The organism is Vreelandella hamiltonii, from assembly GCF_014651775.1.
GTDB classification, from domain to species: Bacteria; Pseudomonadota; Gammaproteobacteria; order Pseudomonadales; family Halomonadaceae; genus Vreelandella; species Vreelandella hamiltonii.
Genome location: NZ_BMXN01000009.1, coordinates 63,330 through 84,223 on the forward strand (window position 1 = coordinate 63,330; position 20,894 = coordinate 84,223).

The following is a 20,894-nucleotide window of genomic DNA, read 5'->3' on the forward strand; positions in this document are numbered from 1 at the left end:
CGAATGACCCCAAGGCATTGAAAACACCGATGGACGCACACTACAGCCCCCGTGATATCGAACGTGATGCTCAGCAGTACTGGGAAAAGCACCAGTGCTTCAAAGCCGTAGAAGACGCCAACCGCGAGAAGTTCTACTGCCTATCCATGTTCCCCTACCCCAGCGGCAAGCTGCACATGGGCCACGTGCGTAATTACACTATCGGCGACGTTGTCTCACGTTTCCAGCGCATGCAGGGCAAAAATGTCATGCAGCCCATGGGGTGGGATGCCTTCGGCATGCCGGCGGAAAATGCCGCCATCCAGAATCAGGTGCCGCCCGCCAAGTGGACCTACCAGAACATCGATTACATGCGCAATCAGTTGAAGGCACTGGGGTTTGCCTACGACTGGAGCCGTGAATTCGCCACCTGCGATACCAGCTACTACCGCTGGGAGCAGTGGTTCTTCACCAAGCTGGTGGAGAAAGGGCTGGTCTACAAGAAGATGTCCACGGTGAACTGGGACCCGGTCGATCAGACCGTACTGGCCAACGAGCAGGTCATCGACGGCTGCGGCTGGCGTTCCGGTGCGCCGGTAGAGCGCAAGGAGATCCCGCTGTGGTTCCTGAAGATCACCGACTACGCCGATGAGCTGCTGGCGGACCTGGACAACGTCGAGTGGCCCGAGCAGGTCAAGACCATGCAGCGCAACTGGATCGGCAAATCCCGTGGCGTCGAGCTGAACTTCGAGATCAAAGCCGCCGATGGCAGCGCCTGCGAGCCGCTGGCGGTGTACACCACCCGCCCGGACACGCTGATGGGCGTGACCTACGTGGCCGTGGCCGCTGGCCATCCGCTGGCCAAGCAGGCCGCCGAGCAGAGCAGCGAGATGGCTGCGTTCTGCGAAGAGTGCGCCAAGGGCGGCACCTCCGAGGCGGAAATGGCCACCAAGGAGAAGCTGGGCATGGCCACCGGCCACAAGGCCATCCACCCGCTGAGCGGCGAAGAAGTGCCCGTGTTCGTGGCCAACTTCGTGCTCATGGAGTTCGGCACCGGCGCGGTGATGGCCGTTCCCGCCCACGACCAGCGCGACTGGGAGTTTGCCACCAAGTACGGCGTCGAGCTGAAGCCGGTGGTCGCCGACGAGCACGGCAACACGCCGGATATCTCCGAAGGTGCTTACACCGAGCACGGCACGCTGATCAATTCCGGTGAGTTCGACGGCCTGGAATTCCAGGCGGCGTTCGATGCCATTGCCGCCAAACTGGCCGAGCTAGGCCGTGGCGAGGTGAAAACCAACTACCGCCTGCGCGACTGGGGCATTGCCCGCCAGCGCTACTGGGGCGCGCCGATTCCGGTGAAGTACGGCCCGGAAGGCCAGACCGTGCCGCTCTCCGATGATGAACTGCCGGTGGCGCTGCCCATGGAAGTCACCGTGGATGCCTCCGGCTCGCCGCTGAAGAAGATGCCCGAGTTCTCCGAGCTGGGCGACGGCTGGGTGCGTGAAACCGACACCTTCGACACCTTCATGGAGTCTTCCTGGTACTTCGCCCGCTTCTGCTGTGCGGATAACCACGAGGCCATGCTGGACGAGCGCGCCAACTACTGGCTGCCGGTGGATCTCTACATTGGCGGCATCGAGCACGCCATTCTGCACCTGCTCTACGCCCGCTTCTTCCACAAGCTGCTGCGCGATTTCGGCATGGTCGATTCCGACGAGCCGTTCCAGCAGCTGCTTACCCAGGGCATGGTGATCGCCGAAACCTTCTACCGCATCAAGGATAACGGCGGCAAGGAGTGGTTCAACCCGGCCGATGTGGAAGTGCAGCGCGACGAGAAAGGCCGCCCGCTGAGCGCCGTGCTGATGAGCGACGGCCAGCCGGTGGAAATGGGCGGCATCGAGAAGATGTCCAAGTCGAAGAACAACGGCGTCGATCCTCAGTCGATGATCGACAAGTTCGGGGCCGACACCGTGCGCCTGTTCATGATGTTTGCCGCCCCGCCCGAGCAGTCGCTGGAGTGGTCCGATTCCGGCGTCGAGGGTGCGCACCGCTTCCTGAAGCGGATCTGGCGTCAGGTCACCGAGCATCTGGCGGCGGGCACCCCCGGCACCTTGAACGTGGATGCGCTGAACGACGACCAGAAAGCGCTGCGTCGCAAGACCCACGAGACCATCAAGAAAGCCAGCGACGACATTGGCCGCCGCACCACCTTCAACACTGCCATTGCCGCCGTGATGGAGCTTTCCAACGCGGTTGCCAAGTTCGACGACAGCTCTGAGCTGGGCCTGGCGGTGAGCCGTGAAGCGCTGGAAGCCTGCGTACTGCTGCTGGCCCCGATCACCCCGCACCTGTGCCACACGTTGTGGCAGCAGCTGGGCCACACCCAGCCTGCCATCGAAGCGCCGTGGCCAGCGGTGGATGAAGCCGCCCTCACCCGCGACAGCATCGAGCTGGTGGTACAGGTGAACGGGAAACTGCGCGCTCGCCTGGAAGCCCCGGCCAGCGCCGACAAAGCCGCCATCGAGAAACTGGCGATGGAGAGCGACAACGTCCAGCGCCATCTGGAAGGCAAGACGGTCCGTAAAGTGATCGTGGTGCCGGGCAAGCTGGTCAACATCGTGGTGAGCGGATGAATCGACGTCATTTCCTGACCCTTGGCAGCGCCGCCTGTGCGGTGGCGCTGCTGGGCGGCTGCGGGTTCCGCCTGCGCGGCACCGACTCCATGCCCAACCTGCCGCCGCTGGCCCTGGAGGGGGATGCCAACAGCACCCTCGCCCAACAGCTGCGCACCCGCCTGCAGCAGCTGGGCACCGAGGTGGAAAACGGCGCGCCTTGGCGCGTCACTCTGGGCACCCCTTCGCTTCAGGAGCGGCGCATCGGGACCGATGGTCGTGCCAGCCGTGAGCATGAGCTGACGCTGAGCACGTCGCTATCGGTGCAGCAGCGGGAAACCAATGCCTACGCCCTGAACAACGCCACGTTGAGTACCAGCACGCGGATTCGTGTCAGCGATGACGACCTGCTGAACCGCGAGACGCTGTTCCAGGAAGCCGAGCAGACCCTGACTCGCCAGCTGGCCCAGCGAATCGTCGAGCGGTTGGCCAATCTCGAGGCGCTGCGGTGAAGGTATTTGCCGACCAGCTGCCTGCAGCCCTGGCCAAGAAGCTGCCCAAGGCAGTGATCGTGGCGGGAGACGAGCCGTTGCAGCACCGCGACGCCTGCGATGCGGTACGTGCAGCGGCGCGCCAGGCCGGTATCGAAGAGCGCGAAGTGCTCGATGTGGAGCCCAACTTTGCCTGGGGGCGGCTGCTGGAAACGGCCAGCAACCTGTCGCTGTTCGCTTCCAACAAGCTGCTGGAGCTGCGCCTGGGCAACCACAAGCTGGGGCAGGATGGTAGCAAGGCGCTGGCCCAGTACGCCGAACTGATGGAAGGCAGCGATGACCTGCTGTTGATCAGCATGGGCAAGGTCGATGCCAAACAGCAGAAGTCGGCCTGGTTCAAAGCGCTGGACAAGCACGGCCTGTTCGTGCCGGTCTGGCCGGTCGATGCCTCGCGGCTGGGCTACTGGCTGCGTGACCGAGCGGCCCTGCATGGCCTGCAGCTCGACCTGGACGCCGCCAGGCTGCTGGGCGAACGTACCGAAGGCAACCTGCTGGCCGCCGACCAGGAGCTGCAGAAACTGGCGCTGATGCACTCGCCCCAGGCCCGCCTGGGGGTCGAGAGCATCGCCCAGGGCGTGGAAGACAGCTCGCGTTTCGATGTCTTCAACCTGGCGGATGCGTGCCTGAAGGGGGAACCCAGCCGTGCCTCGCGCATCGTCAACGGCCTGAAAAGCGAAGGCGTGGAAGCGCCTATCGTGCTTTGGGCACTGACCCGCGAGCTGCGCACCCTGCTCTCGCTGCATCAGCATCTGGATCAAGGGCAGAGCTTCGAGCACGCCTGCAAAAGCCAGAAGCCGATGATTTTCGACAAGCGCCGCCCGGCGTACCAGAAAGCCATCCAGCGGCTGCCCATGAAGCGGCTGCACAAGCTGTTGCTGATGGCACAGCGGCTCGATCTGGCTGTGAAAGGAGCATCGCCGGTGCCGCTTTGGGCCGGGCTTCACGACCTGGCCATGAGCATGGCAGGCGCCCGGGGCATTCTCTCCGAAACCCCCTGGACCTACCGGATTAGTGCAAATAATTAGCACTTTTCCATTTTGTCTTAAATCTCTTGACGTTTGTTTCTATACTATTGATTCAAGCGCTAAAAACGCTTGCTCCCCGACCAGTCTAAGGAAGAAGACGATGAAAACAGTGCGTGCTTACCTCTCGACCCTTTTGATTGCTGCGTTAGTGCTGGCCAGCCTGCCCGTCGTGGCGGCACCCACCGCTCCTCAAGGCATGGATCTGGTATCGACGCAGTCTGTTTTAGCAGGCGACCGTGCCGGTGCGGACCGCGAGCGTATCAATGAAATCCTCGCCCGTGCCGATGTGCAGGATCAACTGCTAAAGCAGGGTGTGAACCCCGCCGATGTGGAAGCCCGTGTGGCGGCGCTGAGTGATGCAGAAGCTCAACAGATGGCACAACAGCTGGAAGAGCTGCCGGCCGGTGCGGGCGTGATCGGAGCCCTGTTTGCGGTCTTCATCATTCTGCTGATCACCGACATTCTCGGGTTGACCGATGTCTATCCGTTTACCCGCTAAGCGCCTCGGCCTGCTCCACCGCTTGTTCAACGCCCGCACTGCGGGCGTTTTAGCGTTGGTACTGCTGCTCGGTGGCTGTGCCCGCGCCCCCGTGCTGCTGGAAAGCACCCAGCGTGACCTACCGCCGCAAGCAGAGCTGCAAGACGTGCCGTTCTTCGCCCAGACCGAGTACCAGTGTGGCCCCGCCACCCTGGCCATGGTGCTGACCCATGAAGGGGTGGACACCAGCGTCGATGAGCTGATCCCCCAGGTGTTCATTCCGGGGCGAGATGGCAGCGTGCAACCGGAAATGCTGGCCACGGTGCGTCGCCAGGAGCGGCTGGCGATCCCCATTCGCGCCACCATGGATGCCCTTCTCGGCCACCTGGCGGCGGGTGACCCTGTGGTGGTCATGCAGAACCTGGCGCTGCCCGCCTTCCCCATGTGGCACTACGCGGTAGCCATTGGCTACGACCTGCCCGATGAAACGCTGTTGCTGCGTAGCGGCGAGATCGAGCGCCACCGCCTGTCGTTCAGCCGCTTCGATGCCACCTGGGCACGCAGCCAGCGCTGGGGGTTCGTGGTCAGCCAGCCGGGCACGCTGCCCGAAGGTGTCACGGCGCGCAATGCGCTAGAGGCCATTAGTGCCTTTGAAGAGCAGCACGGATCAGAGAAAACGCTGAGCAGTTGGCAGGCATTCAGTGAACGCTTCCCGCAAAATCCTACAGGGCAATTTGCGCTAGGCAATGCCCTGTATGCCGATGGCCAGCCCGAAGCCGCCCTGGCCGCCTTCGAGACGGCCACGAGTCTCGACCCGGAGATGGGTGCTGCGTGGCTCAATCTGGCCATTTTACAATTCCAGCAAGCGCGCCTTGCAGACGCCAGAGCATCGCTTACCCAAGCCGCTTCCCTTGAAGGCGAATGGCAGCCCCGGGCTAGACAGCTTTTGGAAACGCTATAGCGTCGCCCTGAAGAGCCGTGAGAGGAAGCTTCAACTCGCGACGGTGCTGAAATGCACCCGTGGGAGGGAGCTTCAGCTCGCGACGGGGACTTGGCCAGGGCGCCTGACGGCGCCATTCGCCCGCTAAAGCGGCCTCCTACCGAAGCTGATGGCAGGGCCAACCTTTTCAGGAAGGCCCGCCCTGACCGCTTAGAACACCCGGTTCAGACCGTTTTGTGCCGCCACTCGGTAGGCTTCTGCCATGGTGGGGTAATTGAAGGTGGTGTTGACGAAGTACTTGAGCGTATTGGCCTTGCCCTCCTGCTGCATGATGGCCATGCCGATGTGCAGGATCTCCGATGCCTGGTCGCCAAAGCAGTGGATACCGAGAATCTCCAGGGTGTCCTGATGGAACAGGATCTTCAGCATACCGACCGTATCGCCGGTGATCTGGGCACGGGCGGTATCCTTGAAAAACGCCTTGCCGACTTCGTAAGGCACTTTCGCTTCGGTCAGCTCGCGCTCATTGGGGCCAAAGGAGCTGATTTCAGGAATGGTATAGATACCGGTCGGCACGTCGCTGACGAAACGGTACTCCTTCTCCAGCAGCTCGTTGCACGAGTTGAGCCCCTGATCGTAGGCGGCACTGGCCAGGCTTGGCCAACCAATCACGTCGCCTGCGGCATAGATATGTGGAATCCCCGTGCGGTAGTGTTCGTCCACGCTCAGCTGACCGCGGCCATTGGCCTCCAGGCCGATGTTCTCGAGCCCCAGGCTGTCGGTGTTGCCGGTGCGGCCATTGGCCCACAAGAAGGCATCAGCGCGGATTTTCTTGCCTGATTTGAGGCGCACCACTACCCCGGCTTCGTCGCCTTCGACGCTGGCGTACTCTTCGTTGTGACGAATCAGCACGCCGTGTTTGCGCAGATGATACGACAGCGCATCGCTGATCTCGTCGTCCAGGAACGACAGCAGGCTATCGCGGTTGTTGATCAAGTCCACCTTGACGCCCAGGCCGGAAAAGATCGAGGCGTATTCACAGCCGATGACCCCGGCACCAAAAATCACCAGGGTGCGCGGCGTATGCGACAGGCTGAGAATGGTATCCGAGCAGTAGATGCGCGGGTGGCGGAAGTTGATGTCTGCCGGGCGGTAAGGCCGGGAGCCCGTGGCAATGACGATCTTCTTGGCCACCAGCTCTTCCATGCCTTCCTGGCGGTCACGCACCACCACGGTGTGTTCGTCCTTGAAGCGGGCAACGCCATGGAACAGGTCGATGCGGTTACGCGCATAGAAGGTGGTACGCATTTCGACCTGTTTGTCGATAGTGCCGCGAGAGCGCTCCATCACTTTGGGAAACGAGAACCAGCGGGGTTCACCGATGTCGCGGAACATGCGGTTGGTGTTGAAGGCCATGATCTGCTTGACCTGATGGCGCAACGCCTTGGAAGGAATCGTGCCCCAGTGGGTACAGTTGCCCCCTACCTGCGCCTGCTTTTCGATGATGGCCACGCGCATGCCATGTTTGGCTGCGTTGATGGCAGCGCTCTCGCCAGCCGGGCCAGTACCGATTACCACGACATCATAATTGTGAACCGCCATAGGGTTTCGTTCTCCTTGAAAATAAACGGGAGCTTAGCGACGCGTGGCATCGTAGCCCAGGTCGGCACCGCGGCTCTCGTCGCTGCGGCGGCGCGCACTGTTACGTTTGCGGTTCTCTTCTTCGCATACTTCGTCCTTGCCGCCGCAGATATCGCAGCCATCTTTCAAACCGAGCTGGTTGAGCCCGCCACAGGAGCCTGCAATGGGTTTGCGTCCCATCAGTACGCCCACCGCCATTGCGGTCATTACCAGCGCCATGAAGCCAAATACCAGTAGCCAGATTGCCATGATGTTCTCCCAGCTGTGTTGCTAGCATCGTTGAATGGTCACACCTGCCGACCACGGTTGGGCCAATAAGTGCCTTGAAAGTTGGCCCTATTGTACCTCAGCCAACACAAAATGATCAGGCATAAACGCCAACGGGGCTGACCCGAAGGTCAGCCCCGTTGTGGAGCGCGTCTGCGCTACCTTAGCCGCCGAAGTCATCCAGCAGGATGTTTTCCGGCTCGACTCCCATATCAAGCAGCAGCTTGATGACGGAAGCGTTCATCATGGGCGGCCCACACATGTAGTACTCGCAATCTTCAGGCGCCGGGTGGTCCTTCAGATAGTTTTCGTACAGCACGTTGTGGATGAAGCCCGTCGGGCCTTCCCAGTTGTCTTCCGGCTGCGGATCGGACAGCGCCAGATGCCACTCGAAGTTCGGGAACTCTTCGGCCAACTGGTCGTACTCTTCGTTGTAGAAGGTCTCGCGCCAGGAGCGCGCACCGTACCAGAACGAAATCTTGCGGTCCGACTTCAGTCGCTTGAGCTGGTCGAAGATATGGCTACGCATCGGGGCCATACCGGCACCACCACCGATGAAGACCATTTCCGCGTCGGTGTCCTTGGCGAAGAACTCACCAAACGGACCCATGACCGTTACCTTGTCACCCGGCTTCAGGTTAAAGACGTAGGTAGACATCAGGCCAGGCGGATGGCTGCTGCCCGGAGGCGGCGTGGCGATACGGATGTTGAACTTGAGGAGGCCTTTCTCTTCCGGATAGTTCGCCATGGAGTAGGCGCGGATGACTTCCTCGTTGTTCTTGTGGGTAATATCGAACAGGCCGAATTTTTCCCAGTCGCCACGATACTCTTCTTCGATGTCGAAATCGGAGAACTTGATATCGTAAGGCGGTGCCACCAGCTGCACGTAACCACCCGCACGGAAGGCCACTTCTTCACCTTCAGGCAGCTTCAGATTCAGCTCCTTGATGAAGGTCGCCACGTTGGGGTTGGCGGTGACTTCTGTTTCCCACTTCTTCACGCCGAAGACTTCTTCCGGCACTTCCACTTTCATGTCCTGCTTCACAGGTACCTGACAGGAAAGACGCCAGCCCTCTTTCTTCTCACGCATGGTGAAGTGAGATTCTTCGGTGGGCAGGATAGAGCCGCCGCCCTCTTCCACTCGGCATTTGCACTGGGCGCAAGAACCGCCGCCACCACAGGCAGACGACAGGAAGATGCCGTTGGCCGCCAGGGTGTTCAGCAGCTTGCCGCCAGCCTGGGTTCTCAGGGTGTGCTCGGGGTCGCCGTTGACTTCGATCGTCACGTCCCCGCTACTCACTAGCTTGCTTCGCGCTGCCAGAATGATCGCCGTCAAGCTGATGACGATGATCGTGAACATGACAACACCGAGCAAGATGACAGATGTATCAACCATGTCGGTTTCCTATTGCTGAAGGTTTTCTGTACCTCGGCAGCCCAGGGGCTGCCGAGAAAACCGGCTCCGATTACAGCTGGATGCCCGAGAAGGACATGAAACCCAGTGACATCAAGCCAACGGTGATGAACGTGATGCCCAGACCCTGCAGGCCGCCAGGCACGTCGCTATACTTCAGCTTCTCGCGGATACCGGCCAGCGCGGTAATGGCCAGCGCCCAGCCTACTCCCGAACCGAAGCCGTACATGACGGATTCGCCGAAGTTGTAGTTACGCTCCACCATGAACAGTACACCACCAAGAATGGCGCAGTTTACGGTGATCAGCGGCAGGAATACGCCCAGCGCGTTGTACAGCGCAGGTACGTATTTATCCAGGAACATCTCCAGGATCTGCACCAGCGCAGCAATAACGCCGATGTAGCTCAACAGGCCAAGGAACGAGAGATCGATGTTTTCTGCACCGCTGATACCCGTCCAGGTCAGCGCGCCCTCTGCCAGCAGCAGGTTGAATACCAGGTTGTTCACCGGTACGGCAATGGTCAGTACCACGATGACCGCGATGCCCAGACCGAATGCCGCCGAGACCTTCTTGGAAACCGCCAGGAAGGTACACATCCCGAGGAAGAAAGCCAGCGCCAGGTTCTCGACGAAAACCGAAGCAACGAAAAGGCTTAGATAGTGTTCCATGTTACACAGCCTCCTTCGGCTTGGTGTTGTGCGTCATCTTGAACTCGTTGTCTTCTACCTGCTCGGGGTTGTAGGCACGAATTGCCCAGATCAACAGACCGATGATGAAGAAGGCAGACGGCGGCAGCAGCAGCAGACCGTTCGGCACGTACCAGCCGCCGTTTTGCACGGTGGGCAGTACGGTGAAGCCGAAGATGCTGCCCGCACCCAGCAGTTCACGGAAGAAACCAACGACCATCAGAACGAAACCGTAGCCCAGTCCGTTACCGATACCGTCCAGGAAGGACATGCCGGGAGAGTTGGTCATGGCAAAACCTTCTGCACGTCCCATGACGATACAGTTGGTGATGATCAGACCGACGAAGACCGACAGCTGCTTGGACATTTCGTAGGCGTAGGCTTTCAGAATCTGATCGACCACGATAACCAGCGAGGCGATGATCGTCATCTGGACGATGATACGAATCGACGACGGAATGTGGTTCCGAATCAGCGATACGAACAGGTTCGAGAAAGCCGTTACGAAGATTACCGCCAGGGTCATGACCAGCGATACGCTCATGCTGGTGGTCACCGCCAGCGCAGAGCAGATACCGAGGATCTGCAGGGCAATCGGGTTATTCTTGAAGACCGGCGCCGTCAAGACGCTTTTTGCATTTACGTCCGCCATGATCAAGCTCCTTCCGCTTCGAGTTCGACGTCAGCGTCCTGAACGTCTTCCTGGTCAACGCCGCTGCGGAACTTGGCCAGGTATTCACCGAAGCCTTCCGGGCTCAGCCAGAACTGCAGCATGTTGTTAACACCGTTAGCGGTCAGGGTGGCACCCGACAGGCCGTCGACTTCATAGTCACCGCTACCGCTACCCTTCACGACACGGATAGCCGGTACCAGATCACCCTCTTCGTCGAAGATCTGCTTGCCTTCCCACTGAGCCTGCCAACGGGGGTTGTTGACCTCGGCACCCAGCCCTGGCGTTTCGCTGTGCTCGAAGTAGGTGATACCGACGATGGTATTACCGTCACCTTCGACCGACAGGAAGCCGCGCATCAGGCCCCACAGGCCCTGGCCACGGATGGGCAGAATGATCTGCTCGGGGCTGTCCGGGTCGCCCACCAGGTAGACGGTGGCGTAGTTTTCGACGCTGGACAGGCCCGCCGGGTCACGCTCACCTGACAGGGTGCGCGAGGCCGCCGGATCACGACGAACTTCGAAGCCGTCGAAGGTCTCGGGATCGTGCTGATCCGAGTACTCGCCCGTTTCGAGGTTGACCACGCGTGGGGTTACCTCACGGAAAGCGGCTTCTACGTCCATGCCGCTCTCATAGAGATTGGCAACGCGCAGGATGTTGGTCTTACGGTCGAGTTCCTGATTGAGCTGCTGCGCAGGGCGCAGTGCCACGGCCGCCGTCGAAACGATGACCGAGCACACGATGCACAGCGAAAACGCCACGATCAGTACTTTCTTGATGGAGTTGTTACCTTGTGCCATTAGGCAGTCTCCTCGGCCGGTGTGCCAGTACGCTTGAGACGGCGCTTGACATTGGCCTGGACGAACATGTGGTCAATCAGCGGTGCGAACAGGTTGGCAAACAGGATGGCCAGCATGATGCCTTCCGGGAAGGCCGGGTTCACCACGCGGATCAGCACGGTCATGACACCGATCAGCGCACCGAACAGCAGGCGGCCCTGGTTGGTCATCGCGGCCGACACGGGGTCGGTTGCCATGAACACCATACCGAAGGCGAAACCACCCACCACGAGATGCCAGTACCAGGGCATCGCGAACATGGCGTTGGTGTCGGAACCGATCAGATTGAACAGCGTGCTGGTGATCACCATGCCCAGGAACACGCCCAGCATGATGCGCCAGTTGGCAATCTTGGTCCACAGCAGTACCGCAGCACCGATCAGGATCGCCAGGGTCGACACTTCACCCACGGAGCCCGGCACGTAGCCAATGAAGGCATCCCACCAGGTGTAAGTGCTGGTCAGTGCGCTCATGCCGTCCTGGAACGCCAAAGACAGTGCCGTGGCGCCGGTGTAGCCATCGGCGGCCACCCATACTGCGTCGCCGGAAATCTGTGCCGGGTAAGCAAAGTAGAGGAAAGCACGACCAGTCAACGCGGGGTTCAGGAAGTTCTTGCCGGTACCGCCGAAGATTTCCTTGCCGATCACCACACCGAAGGTGATACCCAGGGCCACCTGCCAGAGCGGGATGGTCGCCGGAAGGATCAGTGCGAACAGCACGGAAGTGACGAAGAAGCCTTCGTTGACTTCGTGGCCACGCTTGACCGCGAACAGGACTTCCCAGAAACCGCCGACCGCGAAGGTCACCAGATAGATGGGCAGGAAGTAGGTGGCACCGAGGACGAAGTTGGCCCACAGGCTACCCGGATCATGGCCACCCGCCAGGGTCATCATGATCGCTTCGCGCCAGCCGCCCATGGAAGCATAGCCTGCTTCGATGGCGGTGTTGGCTTGCCAGCCAGCGTTCCACATACCGAAGAACATGGCCGGGAAAGTACACATCCACACGGTGATCATGATGCGTTTCAGATCGACGCCGTCACGAACGTGGGCAGTGGTCTTGGCGACACTCGGGGGTGAGTAGAAGATGGTGTCTACCGCTTCGTACAGCGGATAGAACTTCTCGTACTTGCCACCCTTGTGGAAATGCGGCTCGAGATTATCGAGTGTTTGTCGAATACCCATCATCAGGCCTCTTTCTCGATCATGGTGAGATTGTCACGCAGGATGGGGCCGTACTCGTATTTGCCGGGGCAAACGTAGGTACACAGCGCCAGATCCTCTTCGTCCAGCTCCAGACACCCGAGCTGCATGGCAACCTCAATGTCGCCCACAATCAGCGAACGCAGCAGCTGCGTCGGCATGACATCCAACGGCATGACGCGCTCGTAGTTGCCCACCGGCACCATGGCACGCTCGGAGCCATTGGTGGAAGTGGTTGGCGCGTAGTTGCTCAGGCCTTTGAACTTGGACAGGTAAATGCCCATGATGGAGTGACGGTTCGCACCCAGCGAGAGCCATCCCATGAAGGTGCGCTTGTTACCCTCTTCCAACAAGCTGACCTGATTATGGAAGCGACCCAGATAGGTGATATTGCCCTCGGCGGCAAAGCCTGAAAATACCGAACCGGAGATGACACGAGTGTCCTCAGGTTGGATCACTTCGCCTGCCAGGAGTTCCTGGGTACTGGCGCCCACGCGGGTGCGCAGCAGACGAGGTTTCTCGGCGCGTGGGCCGCCTACCGCGACGATGCGGGAGACGTCCAGCTTGCCTTCCACGAACAGTTTGCCGAACGCGATCACATCCTGATAACCGATGTGCCACACTTTCTTGTGCAGCGCGACAGGCGACAGGTAGTGAATGTGCGTGCCGACCAGACCTGCAGGGTGCGGCCCGGCAAAGGTTTCGGTCTTGACGCCGCTGACATCGCTGCCGGGCAGTGATGCGTTGGCACCCGTGCACAGAAAAACGTTGCCCTCGGTCAGGCGGGTTAGCACCTTGAGGCCGTCTTCGAATGCCTGGGAGTTCTCATTGATGATGAGTGCCGGGTCAGCGCTGAGCGGATGGGTATCCACGGCGGTGACAAAGATATCGGCAGGAACGCTGTCGATGGCAGGCGTGCGCGAGAAGGGACGGGTGCGCAAGGCAGTCCAGAGACCCGACTCGACCAGTTGGTCGACAACGGTCTGACGATCCAACTGTCCTAAAGTGCCACGATCATGGGAAGCGAATGTCATCGCTTCTTCATTTTCGTCGACTTTAATGACCACAGACAGCAAACGACGTTTTTCGCCACGGTTGATAGCTACCACTTCACCAGCGGCGGGTGCGGTGAAGCGCACGCCGTCGACTTTCTTGTCGGTGAAGAGCAGTTGGCCTAGTTTGACCTTATCCCCTTCCTGAACTTCCATCGTTGGCTTCATGCCAACGTAGTCGGTGCCCAGGATTGCCACGTGACGCACAAGCTGCGCATCTTCAATACGCTGCTCAGGCGCTCCCGTGATGGGGAGATCCAGGCCTTTTTTGACTTCGATCATAGTCTCGCCCAGTTGATGGATCGGATATACGAAGGTAAGGGGTTCGATTGCTTAATTTCTGCTCAGCGAATTCTTGTTTTCTGTTCAGATTGTTACCAGTCCGGCCCAAGCAAGCTTGGACCACCCCGAAAAAATCCATCGTATTATAAAGATAAGCGCGGCCAATGACCACATCCCTGACCGCCTCCGAAAGTGCTATATACAAAAACGCCACCCGAAGGTGGCGCTTGAAAGGCATGGTGTTTCATCTAATGCTGTATTAGTCGAACACCCTCCCCGACCGCTCAGCTGGCCTGACGCGGCAGCTTCAGGAACTGCACGTTGGACATGTGCTGAAGAATGCGGATGACCTGGCAGCTGTAACCGAATTCGTTGTCGTACCAAACGTAGACCACGGCATGGTTGCCGTTGGCGATGGTCGCCTTGGCGTCCACGATACCGGCATGACGGTTGCCGACGAAATCCGACGAGACCACCTCCGCAGAATCGACGAAGTCGATCTGTTTCTGGTAGGCCGAGTCGATGGACATGCGACGCAGGTAGTCGTTGAGCGCCACTGCATCGGTGCCCTTCTCCAGGGTCAGGTTCAGAATCGCCATGGAGACGTTGGGCGTGGGCACGCGGATGGCGTTGCCGGTCAGCTTGCCTTCCAGCTCGGGCAGCGCCTTGGCGACGGCCTTGGCCGCACCGGTTTCGGTCAATACCATGTTCAGGGCAGCGCTGCGTCCGCGACGGTCGCCCTTGTGGTAGTTGTCGATCAGGTTCTGGTCATTGGTGTAGGCATGCACGGTTTCTACATGGCCGGTCACCACACCGAACTCATCGTTGAGCACTTTCAACACCGGTACGATGGCGTTGGTAGTGCACGACGCCGCCGACACGATGCGGTCGCTTTCGCCGATGGTTTCGTGGTTGATGCCAAACACGACGTTCTTGATATCGCCTTTGCCCGGCGCCGTGAGCAGCGCCTTGGCCGCGCCCTTGCACTCCAGGTGCTGGCCCAGGCCCGCTTCATCACGCCAGATACCGGTGTTGTCCACCACCACGGCGTTATGGATATCGTAAGCGGTATAGTCGATCTCGCTGGGCGAATCGGCGTAGATCACCTGAACCACGTTACCGTTGATGGTCAGCGTACGCGCTTCGGCGTCTACCGTGATGGTGCCATCGAAGGGCCCATGGACAGAATCACGACGCAGCAGGCTGGCGCGCTTCTCGAGGTCCTTGCCCACGTCGCCACGGCCACGCACCACGATGGCACGCAAACGCAACAGGTTGCCGCCACCGGCTTTTTCGACCATGACACGGGCCAGCAGGCGACCGATACGGCCAAACCCGTAAAGCACCACGTCCTGGGGCTCACCGGTGCTGGCACCGGGCTGGTAGCCATCGATGATGTCGTTCAGCTCGCCGCGCAGGAAAGCGTTCAGATCACCGCCGCCCTGGCGCTTGAACATCACCGCCAGCTTGCCCACATCGACGTGGGCCGGACCCAGGTTCATCTCGCTCATGGCCTGAACGATCGGGAAGGTGTCTTCCACGGACAGCTCGGTGCCCTCGATCTTGCGCACGAAACGATGGTCTTTAAGAATCCGAATAACCGACCGCTTGATCAGAGAACGTCCGAACATGGTGGCGACAACGTTGTTCTGGCGATACAGCTTCCCGACCAGCGGGATCATTTGCTCGGCCAGAGCTTCGTTGTTCTGCCAATCCTGAAAAACGTTGTCGAGAGTTTGCTGACTCACGGGCGGCCTCATAGGTAGTGAAGGGGATTTTCAGGGGGCATTATCCGGAGCCAGCGGCGTGGCCGCAATGAATGGATAGTCGCACAGGATGTAGGGGTATTACAGAAACAGGGCATTGACTACAAACACCAATGATGCAACGCGCGATGACGACCCTGCCCGCCCCACGGGCCGAAAGGCGCTGCGTAAAAGTGTCGTTCGTGTATGATTCTGGTTCCGTTCCAGCGCAAAACGAAGCCGACTCCATGACCTCTTTTTCTCTGCTCGAACCGCCTCAGCCGCAAGGGATACGCGATACGCTCTACCTGAAAGCGCCGCCGGGCAGCGCCACTGCGCTGGCATTGGCCCAGGTGGCGGTCAGCGCACCACTGCTGGTCATTACGCCCAATACCGCCAGCGCCCAGCGCCTGGAGCAGGATCTGGCCTTTTACAGCAGCGTGCCGGTGCTGCCGTTCCCCGATTGGGAAACATTGCCTTACGACAGTTTTTCACCGCACCAGGATATTATCTCCGCCCGCCTGCGCACGCTGAGGCAGCTGCAGGACGGCGCGCGCGGCATCGTGCTGGTGCCCATCAACACGCTGATGCAGCGCTTGCCACCGGTGTCTTACATTGCAGGCCGCGTCATGACCCTGCAGTCCGGCGCCAGGCTCGACCGTGAAACCTTCCGCGAATCGCTTTCACGGGCGGGCTATCGCGCGGTGGAAACGGTCTACGAGCCGGGCGAATACGCCATGCGCGGGGCCATCATCGATCTGTTCGCCATGGGCATGGACGAGCCGATTCGTATCGACCTGTTCGATGACGAGATCGACACCCTGCGCCACTTCGACCCAGGCAGCCAGCGCTCTACCGACAAAATCGACGGCATCGAACTGCTGCCCGCCCACGAGTACTCGCTGAGCCGCAGCGCCATTGCCTGCTTCCGCGAGCAGTTCGAGACCCTGTTCGACGTCGACCCGCGCCAGTGCCCGCTCTACAACGACGCCCTGAAGGCCATTCCTTCACCGGGACTGGAGCAGTACCTGCCGCTGTTCTTCGACGAAACCGCGTCGCTGTTCGACCACGTGACAGATGACACCCGGATCGCCCTGCTGCCGGGCGTCTTCGCTGCCGCCGAACAGCACTGGCAGGCCATCGAAGCGCGCTACGTCAATCTGGGCGTCGACCCGACACGCCCCCTGCTGCCGCCCCATCGTGCGTTCTTTCCGGTTAGCGACGTGTTTGCGGCCATCAAGGCACGGCCCCGAGTGGAGTTCACCGAGGACGAGCAGCAGCGCCATGCGCTGGCACCCCAGGCCCGCGCCCTGCCCTCGCTGGCCATCAATGCGCGGGCCAAGCAGCCGCTGGCCGAGCTGGCAAACTTCATGGCGGCGCAACCCGATACGCGCCTGCTGTTCGTGGCGGAATCTCGTGGCCGCCGAGAAGCACTCGAAGAAGTCCTGGCACCGCTCAAACTCTCGCTACCCCACGTGGAGAGCTTCCACGCCTTCCTGCAAGGCAATCAGCCCCTGGCAATCACCGAAAGTCTGGTGGCCAGCGGCCTGTTGCTGGAAACGCCCGACCTGGCGGTGATCAGCGAAACCGAGCTGTTCGGCGACGTGGTACGACAGAGCCGCCGCCGCGAGAAAGCCACCGATGACAACGAACTGGCAGTTCGCCACTTGTCGGAACTCCGCGAGGGGGCGCCGGTGGTCCACCAGGCCCACGGGGTGGGCCGCTATCTGGGCCTGGAAACCCTGGAAGCCGGGGGCCAGGCCAACGAATTCCTGGCGCTCTCCTATGCCGACGGGGCCAAGCTGTACGTTCCGGTGGACAGCCTGCACCTGATTTCTCGCTACAGCGGTGCCGACGACGAGCTGGCACCGCTGCACAAGCTGGGCTCCGACCAGTGGGAGAAGGCCCGCCGCAAGGCCGCCGAGAAGATTCGCGACACCGCCGCCGAACTGCTCGACATCTACGCCCGGCGCGAGGCCCAGCAAGGGGTGGTCTACGAAGCCCCCGGCGAAGAGTACGTGCGCTTCGCGGCCAGCTTCCCCTTCGAGGAGACTCCCGACCAACAGGCCGCCATCGAAGCCGTGATCAGCGACATGGTATCGCCCCAGCCAATGGACCGCGTAGTCTGCGGCGACGTGGGCTTCGGCAAGACCGAAGTCGCCATGCGCGCAGCGTTCCTGGCCGTACAGTCGGGCAGGCAGGTGGTGGTCCTGGTGCCCACTACCCTGCTGGCACGCCAGCATTTCGAAAACTTCCGTGACCGCTTTGCCGACACGGCGGTGAACATCAGCCTGATCTCGCGCTTTACCGGCGGCAAAGAGACGACCCAGACCCTGGAGAGCATCAAGAGCGGGCAGACCGATATCGTCATCGGCACCCACAAGCTGCTGTCCAAGAGCGTCGAGCTGCCCAAGATGGGACTACTGATCATCGATGAGGAGCACCGTTTTGGCGTCGCCCAGAAGGAGAAGCTCAAGACCCTACGGGCCGAGATCGACATTCTCACGCTGACCGCCACGCCCATCCCGAGAACGCTGAACATGGCGATGAGCGGCATTCGCGACCTCTCCATCATCGCGACGCCACCCGCCCGCCGCCTGTCGGTCAAAACCTTCGTCCAGCAGCGCGACGACAGCGTGATCAAGGAGGCCCTGCTGCGTGAAATTCTGCGCGGCGGCCAGGTCTACTTCCTGCACAACGAAGTCAAGACCATCGAAAACGCCGCCGAACAGATTCGCGCGCTGGTGCCGGAAGCCCGAGTGGCGGTGGCCCACGGCCAGCTGCCGGAGCGTAGCCTGGAACGCGTGATGTCCGACTTTTATCATCGGCGCTTCAACGTACTGGTGTGCTCGACCATCATCGAAACCGGCATCGACGTGCCAAGCGCCAACACCATTCTGATCGAGCGGGCCGACAAGTTCGGCCTGGCCCAGCTGCACCAGCTGCGTGGGCGCGTGGGCCGCAGCCACCACCAGGCCTACGCTTATCTGCTCACGCCTTCGCCGAAGGCAATGACCCGGGATGCCGTCAAACGCCTGGAAGCCATCAGCGCCTCCGACGACCTGGGCGCGGGCTTCACCCTGGCCAGCCACGACATGGAAATTCGCGGCGCCGGGGAGCTGCTGGGCGACGAGCAGAGCGGCCAGATGGAAACCATTGGCTACTCGCTTTACATGGAAATGCTCGACCGCGCCGTGAAGGCCATTCGGGCAGGCAAGACGCCCAACATCGACGCCCCCTTCAACACCGGCGTGGAAATCAGCCTGAACCTGCCCGCGCTGATCCCCGACGACTATCTGCACGACGTGCAGCAGCGCCTGGTGATGTACAAGCGCATTGCCAACACCCAGTCGGATGGCGAGCTCAAAGAGCTGCAGGTAGAGCTGATCGATCGTTTCGGCCTGCTGCCTCAGCCGCTGAAGAACCTGATCCGCCAGACGCGGCTGCGCCAGCGCGCCGAACAGCTCGGCATTGCCCGCATCGAGGCCGGTGAATCCAGGGGCCGAGTGCTGTTCGACGGCTCTACCCAGGTCGACCCATTGACCCTGGTGACGCTGATCCAGACCTCTCCGCAGCACTACCGACTGGACGGTTCCGACACGTTAAGATTTGAATTTGCGATGGAAACCGCCGAGCAACGCTTTGAGAAGGTTGAAACACTGTTAAACACCCTTAATCAAAAAGTAGCGAAGGCGTGAACCTTGGGGCAAACTTGTCATTAAGCAGACAACCCTGCCAACGCATGGCCAACCACCGCCAGGCGTCTCTGCAGTGCATACTTGATTAGGAACGACCATGAAGACTCGCAAGATCATCAACCGTTGGGGCCCCACCAGTCTGGCGGTCCTGCTGGCCGCCAGCTTGACCGGACCCGTTTATGCCCAACCCGCCTCAGAGCAGGCTGCGGTCAGCAGTGAAGCCACTGCCGGTGCCGAACAGGTCGCCGAGGCGCGCCACGAACTGCCACGCGGGCATTTTCGCCTGCCCGAGCAGGGTGACATCATCGGTGAGTACTACACGGTAACGGTGGACAACCCCGAAGAGACCCTGATCGACATCGCTCGTCGCCACAACATCGGCTACGAAGAGATCCGCATGGCGAACCCTGGCGTCAGCATGTGGGTACCTGGCGAAGGCACGGAAATCGTCATTCCGGCCCAATACATCCTACCCCCCGCACCGCGTGAAGGGGTGGTGGTGAACCTGTCGGAACTGCGCCTGTACTACTACCCGGCCAACAACCCCGGCATCGTCGAGACCTACCCGGTCAGCGTCGGTCGTGACGGTTTCGCCACCCCAGTCGGCATTACCCGCACCACCGTCAAGGTCAAGGACCCCGCCTGGTCACCGCCCGCCTCCATGCGCCGTGAAGCCGCCGCCCGTGGCGAGCCCGCCCCAGCCATCGTACCACCTGGCCCTGATAACCCGCTGGGTCGCCATGCCATCCTGCTGGCCATGCCGAGCTACCTGATCCACGGCACCAACCGTCCTGACGGCGTCGGCATGCGTGCCAGCCGTGGCTGCATTCGCATGTACCCGGAAGATATCGAGTCGCTCTACGAGCGTCTGCCCAGCGGCACTCAGGTCAACCTGATGGATGCTCCCTTCAAGGCAGGCTGGGGGGCTGACGGCACGCTGTTCGTGCAGTCGTACCCACAGCTGGAGGAGAACGTCGAAGGCTCAGAGCCCCTGCGCGAGGCCATGGAGCGTTTGAACGCCCTGGTGGAAGACCAGGTGGATATCGATGAAGCCCAGATCCAGCGTGCCATCGCCGAGCCTGACGGTCGCTTCGTTGCGCTCTACGGCCCGCAAGCCGCCGCTGAAGAGCCACAGACCGAAGCCCAGCAGCCTCAGCTGGAAGGCATTCTGGGGGATATCGAGCTGTCTACCGTGGTTCGCATCGAAGGCGACGCTTAGCGCCTCACGGGCCGTCTCTGACGGCCCAGCCCTCTGCTGATCACGCAAAAAAAACCCCGCCAGATGGCGGGGTTTTTCACATCCAACAGCAGCCGTTGGGTTCTTGACGAACCTGACGGCCCAGGCAGAATTACTTCTGCATGGAACGCTGGAACATGCGGTTCATTTCTTCACGGTTCTGCTCAGACATCTGCAGGGCAGCTTGCGCGTCGCGCTGAGCCTGGTTTGCAGTGTTCAGAGCCTGTGAAGCCATGCTGCGAGCTTCTGCAGCGTCAGCCTGTGCAGATTCAGCAGTCAAGCGAACTTCTTCCAGAGCGCTGGTAGAAGCACAGCCAGCCAGGATTGCCAGAGAAGCGGCAGCGGCGGTCATTTTCAGAGCAGTCTTAAGAGTCATGATGTTCTCCTTGAGTCTTCCTTGGGTACTACGTTTAAGGGTATGACAAAAAATAAAGCTAAATTATTAGCTTAGATTTGTCTACCTGCGATGCAGGTTCTTTTCACCGACTTGTACCAGGGCTTACCCGTGGGGTACGCAAGTCAAACGCTGTTTTATAATAGACCACAGCGGTTGTCTATAGTCGCGTGTGCA

At 60.6% G+C, this 20,894-nt stretch carries 17 protein-coding genes; 7 read left to right on the top strand and 10 right to left on the bottom strand.

Features of this window, described 5'->3' with window-relative positions:
• The first annotated feature begins 29 nt into the window (after positions 1-29).
• The 5 genes from leuS to IE091_RS09795 all read left to right on the top strand — a co-directional run bounded on the left by leuS (position 30) and on the right by IE091_RS09795 (position 5,609).
• Positions 30-2,615, top strand: a complete 2,586-nt coding sequence (gene leuS, locus IE091_RS09775; protein ID WP_189463556.1) for a leucine--tRNA ligase — start codon at positions 30-32, stop codon at positions 2,613-2,615.
• A complete protein-coding gene (locus IE091_RS09780; RefSeq protein WP_096922839.1) occupies positions 2,612-3,106 on the top strand; it encodes an LPS-assembly lipoprotein LptE in 495 nt (164 codons plus the stop codon). The genes leuS and IE091_RS09780 overlap by 4 nt, the downstream gene beginning before the upstream one ends.
• Complete coding sequence (gene holA / locus IE091_RS09785) at positions 3,103-4,170, top strand: DNA polymerase III subunit delta (RefSeq protein WP_096922838.1); 1,068 nt, start codon at positions 3,103-3,105, stop codon at positions 4,168-4,170. The genes IE091_RS09780 and holA overlap by 4 nt, the downstream gene beginning before the upstream one ends.
• A gap of 100 nt (positions 4,171-4,270) precedes the next feature.
• Positions 4,271-4,669, top strand: a complete 399-nt coding sequence (locus tag IE091_RS09790; RefSeq protein ID WP_039179822.1) for a PA2779 family protein — start codon at positions 4,271-4,273, stop codon at positions 4,667-4,669.
• Positions 4,647-5,609 (top strand): PA2778 family cysteine peptidase, encoded by a 963-nt coding sequence (locus tag IE091_RS09795; RefSeq protein WP_189463557.1) that lies wholly within the window; start codon positions 4,647-4,649, stop codon positions 5,607-5,609. The genes IE091_RS09790 and IE091_RS09795 overlap by 23 nt, the downstream gene beginning before the upstream one ends.
• A 189-nt stretch (positions 5,610-5,798) precedes the next feature.
• On the opposite strand, the gene sthA is transcribed toward IE091_RS09795, so the two are convergent.
• The 9 genes from sthA to IE091_RS09840 form a co-directional block, all read right to left on the bottom strand.
• Entirely contained in the window at positions 5,799-7,190 is a 1,392-nt protein-coding gene (gene sthA, locus IE091_RS09800) for a Si-specific NAD(P)(+) transhydrogenase (protein WP_016914076.1), read from the bottom strand.
• A gap of 33 nt (positions 7,191-7,223) precedes the next feature.
• Positions 7,224-7,478 carry a (Na+)-NQR maturation NqrM gene (nqrM, locus tag IE091_RS09805; RefSeq protein WP_039179819.1) on the bottom strand — a complete coding sequence of 85 codons (255 nt, stop codon included), beginning with the start codon at positions 7,476-7,478 and terminating at the stop codon, positions 7,224-7,226.
• 181 nt (positions 7,479-7,659) lie between these two features.
• Positions 7,660-8,892 carry an NADH:ubiquinone reductase (Na(+)-transporting) subunit F gene (nqrF, locus tag IE091_RS09810; RefSeq protein WP_096922836.1) on the bottom strand — a complete coding sequence of 411 codons (1,233 nt, stop codon included), beginning with the start codon at positions 8,890-8,892 and terminating at the stop codon, positions 7,660-7,662.
• 70 nt (positions 8,893-8,962) lie between these two features.
• Complete coding sequence (gene nqrE / locus IE091_RS09815; RefSeq protein WP_039179812.1) at positions 8,963-9,580, bottom strand: NADH:ubiquinone reductase (Na(+)-transporting) subunit E; 618 nt, start codon at positions 9,578-9,580, stop codon at positions 8,963-8,965.
• A gap of 1 nt (position 9,581) precedes the next feature.
• The gene (locus IE091_RS09820) at positions 9,582-10,250 is read right to left on the bottom strand and encodes an NADH:ubiquinone reductase (Na(+)-transporting) subunit D (protein ID WP_189463558.1); all 669 of its coding nucleotides are present in this window, start codon (positions 10,248-10,250) and stop codon (positions 9,582-9,584) included.
• Between the two features lie 2 nt (positions 10,251-10,252).
• Positions 10,253-11,068 (bottom strand): Na(+)-translocating NADH-quinone reductase subunit C, encoded by an 816-nt coding sequence (locus IE091_RS09825; RefSeq protein ID WP_039179806.1) that lies wholly within the window; start codon positions 11,066-11,068, stop codon positions 10,253-10,255.
• On the bottom strand, positions 11,068-12,294 hold the full coding sequence (locus IE091_RS09830; RefSeq protein WP_096922834.1) for an NADH:ubiquinone reductase (Na(+)-transporting) subunit B: 1,227 nt from the start codon (positions 12,292-12,294) through the stop codon (positions 11,068-11,070). The genes IE091_RS09825 and IE091_RS09830 overlap by 1 nt, the downstream gene beginning before the upstream one ends.
• Positions 12,294-13,643: a Na(+)-translocating NADH-quinone reductase subunit A gene (locus IE091_RS09835; protein ID WP_189463559.1), complete on the bottom strand. Its 1,350-nt coding sequence runs from the start codon at positions 13,641-13,643 to the stop codon at positions 12,294-12,296. The genes IE091_RS09830 and IE091_RS09835 overlap by 1 nt, the downstream gene beginning before the upstream one ends.
• Before the next feature lie 284 nt (positions 13,644-13,927).
• Complete coding sequence (locus tag IE091_RS09840) at positions 13,928-15,391, bottom strand: glyceraldehyde-3-phosphate dehydrogenase (RefSeq protein ID WP_096922832.1); 1,464 nt, start codon at positions 15,389-15,391, stop codon at positions 13,928-13,930.
• 245 nt (positions 15,392-15,636) lie between these two features.
• Here IE091_RS09840 and mfd point away from each other — a divergent pair, with 245 nt between their 5' ends.
• Both mfd and IE091_RS09850 read left to right on the top strand, forming a co-directional pair.
• Complete coding sequence (gene mfd / locus IE091_RS09845) at positions 15,637-19,086, top strand: transcription-repair coupling factor (protein WP_189463560.1); 3,450 nt, start codon at positions 15,637-15,639, stop codon at positions 19,084-19,086.
• A 97-nt stretch (positions 19,087-19,183) separates the two neighbouring features.
• Entirely contained in the window at positions 19,184-20,305 is a 1,122-nt protein-coding gene (locus IE091_RS09850; RefSeq protein ID WP_189463561.1) for a L,D-transpeptidase family protein, read from the top strand.
• Between the two features lie 130 nt (positions 20,306-20,435).
• On the opposite strand, the gene IE091_RS09855 is transcribed toward IE091_RS09850, so the two are convergent.
• Complete coding sequence (locus tag IE091_RS09855) at positions 20,436-20,699, bottom strand: Lpp/OprI family alanine-zipper lipoprotein (RefSeq protein WP_096922831.1); 264 nt, start codon at positions 20,697-20,699, stop codon at positions 20,436-20,438.
• Positions 20,700-20,894 lie beyond the last annotated feature (195 nt).